This window comes from Rhodococcus olei, from assembly GCF_039540555.1.
Taxonomy (GTDB): Bacteria; Actinomycetota; Actinomycetes; order Mycobacteriales; family Mycobacteriaceae; genus Rhodococcus_G; species Rhodococcus_G olei.
Genome location: NZ_BAABFB010000045.1, coordinates 1 through 3,263, shown reverse-complemented (window position 1 = coordinate 3,263; position 3,263 = coordinate 1). Strand labels below are relative to the sequence as shown.

Annotated in this window: 2 protein-coding genes and 1 pseudogene; 2 read left to right on the top strand and 1 reads right to left on the bottom strand. The window is 68.1% G+C overall.

Translation table 11 applies throughout. The annotated features are described in order from the left end of the window. Positions 1-296 precede the first annotated feature (296 nt). Positions 297-449, top strand: coding sequence for a recombinase family protein (locus tag ABD951_RS14550; RefSeq protein ID WP_345345987.1), 153 nt, complete (start codon positions 297-299; stop codon positions 447-449). 816 nt (positions 450-1,265) lie between these two features. Here ABD951_RS14550 and mihF read toward each other — a convergent pair. Beyond that, positions 1,266-1,577 (bottom strand): integration host factor, actinobacterial type, encoded by a 312-nt coding sequence (mihF, locus tag ABD951_RS14545; protein ID WP_345345985.1) that lies wholly within the window; start codon positions 1,575-1,577, stop codon positions 1,266-1,268. A 609-nt stretch (positions 1,578-2,186) separates the two neighbouring features. Between mihF and ABD951_RS14540 the strand changes: the two are divergent. Further along, a pseudogene (locus ABD951_RS14540) lies at positions 2,187-2,860 on the top strand (hypothetical protein). The last annotated feature ends 403 nt before the right edge of the window (positions 2,861-3,263 follow it).

The window sequence follows — 3,263 nt, the reverse complement described above, 5'->3', positions numbered from 1 at the left end:
GCGTGGGTGTCTTGAGCCGTCCGATGGGTAGGCCGAGGAAGATGGTGAATCCGGCGACGGCGCCGAGCATTGCGATGCTGGTTGGACTCATCTGGTCTACCTTCGGTCGGTTGACGCTGCCCCACCAAGACAGATCTTTTAGGTAAGGCTAGCCGTAGCGAATTCGGGTGTCGAGCCGCCAATACGGGCACCCCCTCGCTGCGGCAGTGGGACCGGCAGAGCCTTGCCGGCGGCATTTGTCAGCGCCCCTGCGGATCGAGCAGGGCATCGACTCCGCCGCCGCCGAGGGCCGCGCCATGTTCGGGAAGCTCTCGGTGCTCGCCGAACTCCAACGCGAGCTGGTCGTGGCCAACATCCGCGAAGGGCTGGCCGTCGCCCGCTGCCGCAAAGGCGGCCGACCCCCCGAAACTCACCCCCGAGCAGGTCCAGCACGCCCAACGCCTCCATGACGCCGGCGAACACACCGTCGCCCAGATTGCCGGACTCGTCGGCGTGCGCCGCACCACCCTCTCGGGCACCTGCCCAACGACGCCGCGCCTGCCCCAGCTGTGGGCACGAGCCCACAATCCGAGCCGAAGCCGCCCAGCAACGAGCCGACCTGGCCATGACCTGGCTGCACGCGACCCCCACGCCCCCGGCGACATCGTCGCCCGACGCCACTGCCGCAGCTGCCAACCCAAAAGTCCGGCCGTCCACATCGCCTGCACCGTCTGCGGAGACGGCCCCATCCTCACCGCAGACCCCGTCACCGTTACCGACGACGCCCTGCCCCCATTCCCGTCCGGCGATCGCTCACCAACGCCGGATGGCAAACACACCCGACGCCGCTCCCGGCCACCCCGTGAACATCCGTCGACAACGCCCGCAGAAGGGTTATCCGACAACGGCTCTCGGGACGAGTGTTCGACACATCAACGGGTCGAACCGGAAGTGAGTTCAACCGTTCGCACGCGGTACATGAGGGAAGCGTTGGTCGCGCTCTTCTGTGCGGTCGGCCAGGGCTCATGCCTGACAGCCGCAGGGCGCGCCCCGCACCCGACACCGACGCCTTCCACGAGACGATCGGCCAGATCGTGATCCGCGGGCCGGTCCACGAAGTGCCGGCCCGTGCATCGCCGGCGTGACGGTTGTGGTCGACGACCGTGGTCGCGCGAGCCGCCACGCATCGGGGCTGTCGGCAGCGGAAAAACGCACCCCCCCCGGGTCTTTCGCTGCAGGCGTGCTCCGTCTGTGCGACCTGCGTCTTCCTGACCCGTGCAGACCGATCAGGCCAGGCGGGAGAGCAACTCCTCACGCTGCCGCGCCCCCAACCCCGCCAGCCGCCGGGTCAGCGGAATACCGACCTCCCCCGCGATCTCCCCGGCCTTGATCTTGCCGACCCCCGCCAACGACTCGAGGACATAGAGAACCTTCGTCTTCCCCACCACCGGGTCCTCGTCGGCCCTGGCGAGCAGGTCCGCGAAGGTGAGCTCCCCGGACTTCAGGCTCGCACGCAACTCTGAGCGGGCGTGGCGGGCGGCGGCGGCCTTCTCCAACGCGGCAGCACGCTGCTCCGGGGTCAATGTGGGCAACGCCATGGTGGTGCTCTTCTCTCTCGCGACTACCTGCAGATCTCCGCAAGGGTAGGACTCGGGAGCCCCGATGCCGGGGCGACGCCCGTCCGGCGTGTCGCGCACTCGAGCACTCCCGGGGTGGGCGTCGTACCGCGGGCCCCGAGTCCCGTAGAAGAGCGCCGGGCCGGGGCTGCGGCCGAGGGGCGACCCCCGCCGGATCACCCGTCGTCGCGGTTGCAGCAGTCCGCATCCGGTGTCTCGCTCGTGCTCCGAGCACGATGCCCGAACACCAGGAGCCTCCAGTACCGACCGTGCACATGCGGTCGGCCGGCGTTGCCGGGCGGTAACGGCCTCACGCCATTCACCCTGGCAGGGGCCGGTTTCAGGCCTTCAGCCGCCACAGTCCACCGGGACCCGACCGGGCGGCCTACCAACCTGCCACGGTGCCGGGCGTCGAGAACCTGCACCGAACGTGGTCACTCGTCGACTTCTCGACCTGGCTGATCGGGTCGCCGAACGGGCCGGCGTGGAGCGCCGACGGGCAGGTCCGGCCGGCGGCACGCGCCTTCCTCGCGAGCACCTACGGCCTCGCTGACCCGGTGGCATCATGGCGGTGTGGATCAGGTCCTGCAAATGTTCGGGCACTACTGGTGGCTGATCTTCGTCTTCGGCGGCAGCATCGGTGGCGCGTGGAGGCGTGCGCTCGCGGCCAACCAGCGGCGCATCGATCGGCGGGAAGAACGCTACCGGCTCAAGCAGCAGACGAAAATTCGGTGGCGCAAGCCAAGGCGCAGGGCCACGTCGACGCGCAGACGCAACGACGTGAGATCGCCAAGGCCATCGGCGAGCACGAACAAACGGATGCGCGATGGTTCGGCTACGAGATGGACCTGGTCACGCTGCTCGACTTTCCCATGATGACCGATATGCGCGAACCGTTGACGGTGGACTTTCACAAGGCCCGGCATCGCGCGGACCTGCTGCGGCCGACGGATCCCGAATCGATGGTGGGTGACCAGCCCGCGCTGAGCGAGTACCGAGAAGCAGTGCACACCTATACGATCACGTTCGACGTTGCCGAGGCGGAGGCGAAACGACGCCGCCGTGGCAACTTCACCCCTGAGGAACAAGAGCGACTGGTGCGCGCACAGCGGTTGCTGCGACTGGCCCTCGACGACGCTGCCACTGCACAGGAGCGGCAGAATGCATATCTGAAGGCCCGCAAGGAACTCGACGGGCTGATTGTGCTCCCGTCGTCCGCCCGTGCGCAGCTGGAGCACCGAATCGCGGGCCAAATCGAAGCCTGAGCATTGTCGCGGCGCCAGGGGCGACGTTGCCCGGCCGGTTACGAGGACCTAGCCAGCGGCACAACTCACCTCACGATCGTCCCCCTCCGGACCGAGTTGTTGCCGGGCACCAATTCAATCGCCGGAGTGTTTAGGGGCCGAAGCATCGCCGACATTGGGTACCCGTGTAGCGACCGATGAAACAGACCGGTCTCGCTCGCCGCGGGTCGGGTCGTGTTGTGGCGGTTCCCGTCGGATCGAATGAGGCGGCTGAGATGACGACGGAAAAGTCGATGAGCACGCAGACCGCCGATCAAGAATGCCGGGACCGGCTGCCGCGCACGCTGGGGTCCTTCTCAGTGGTCGGTCCCGTGTCCGGCGCGGTGCGGCGCGAACTCGAGCGTCAGCGCCGCGAACGCCGCGA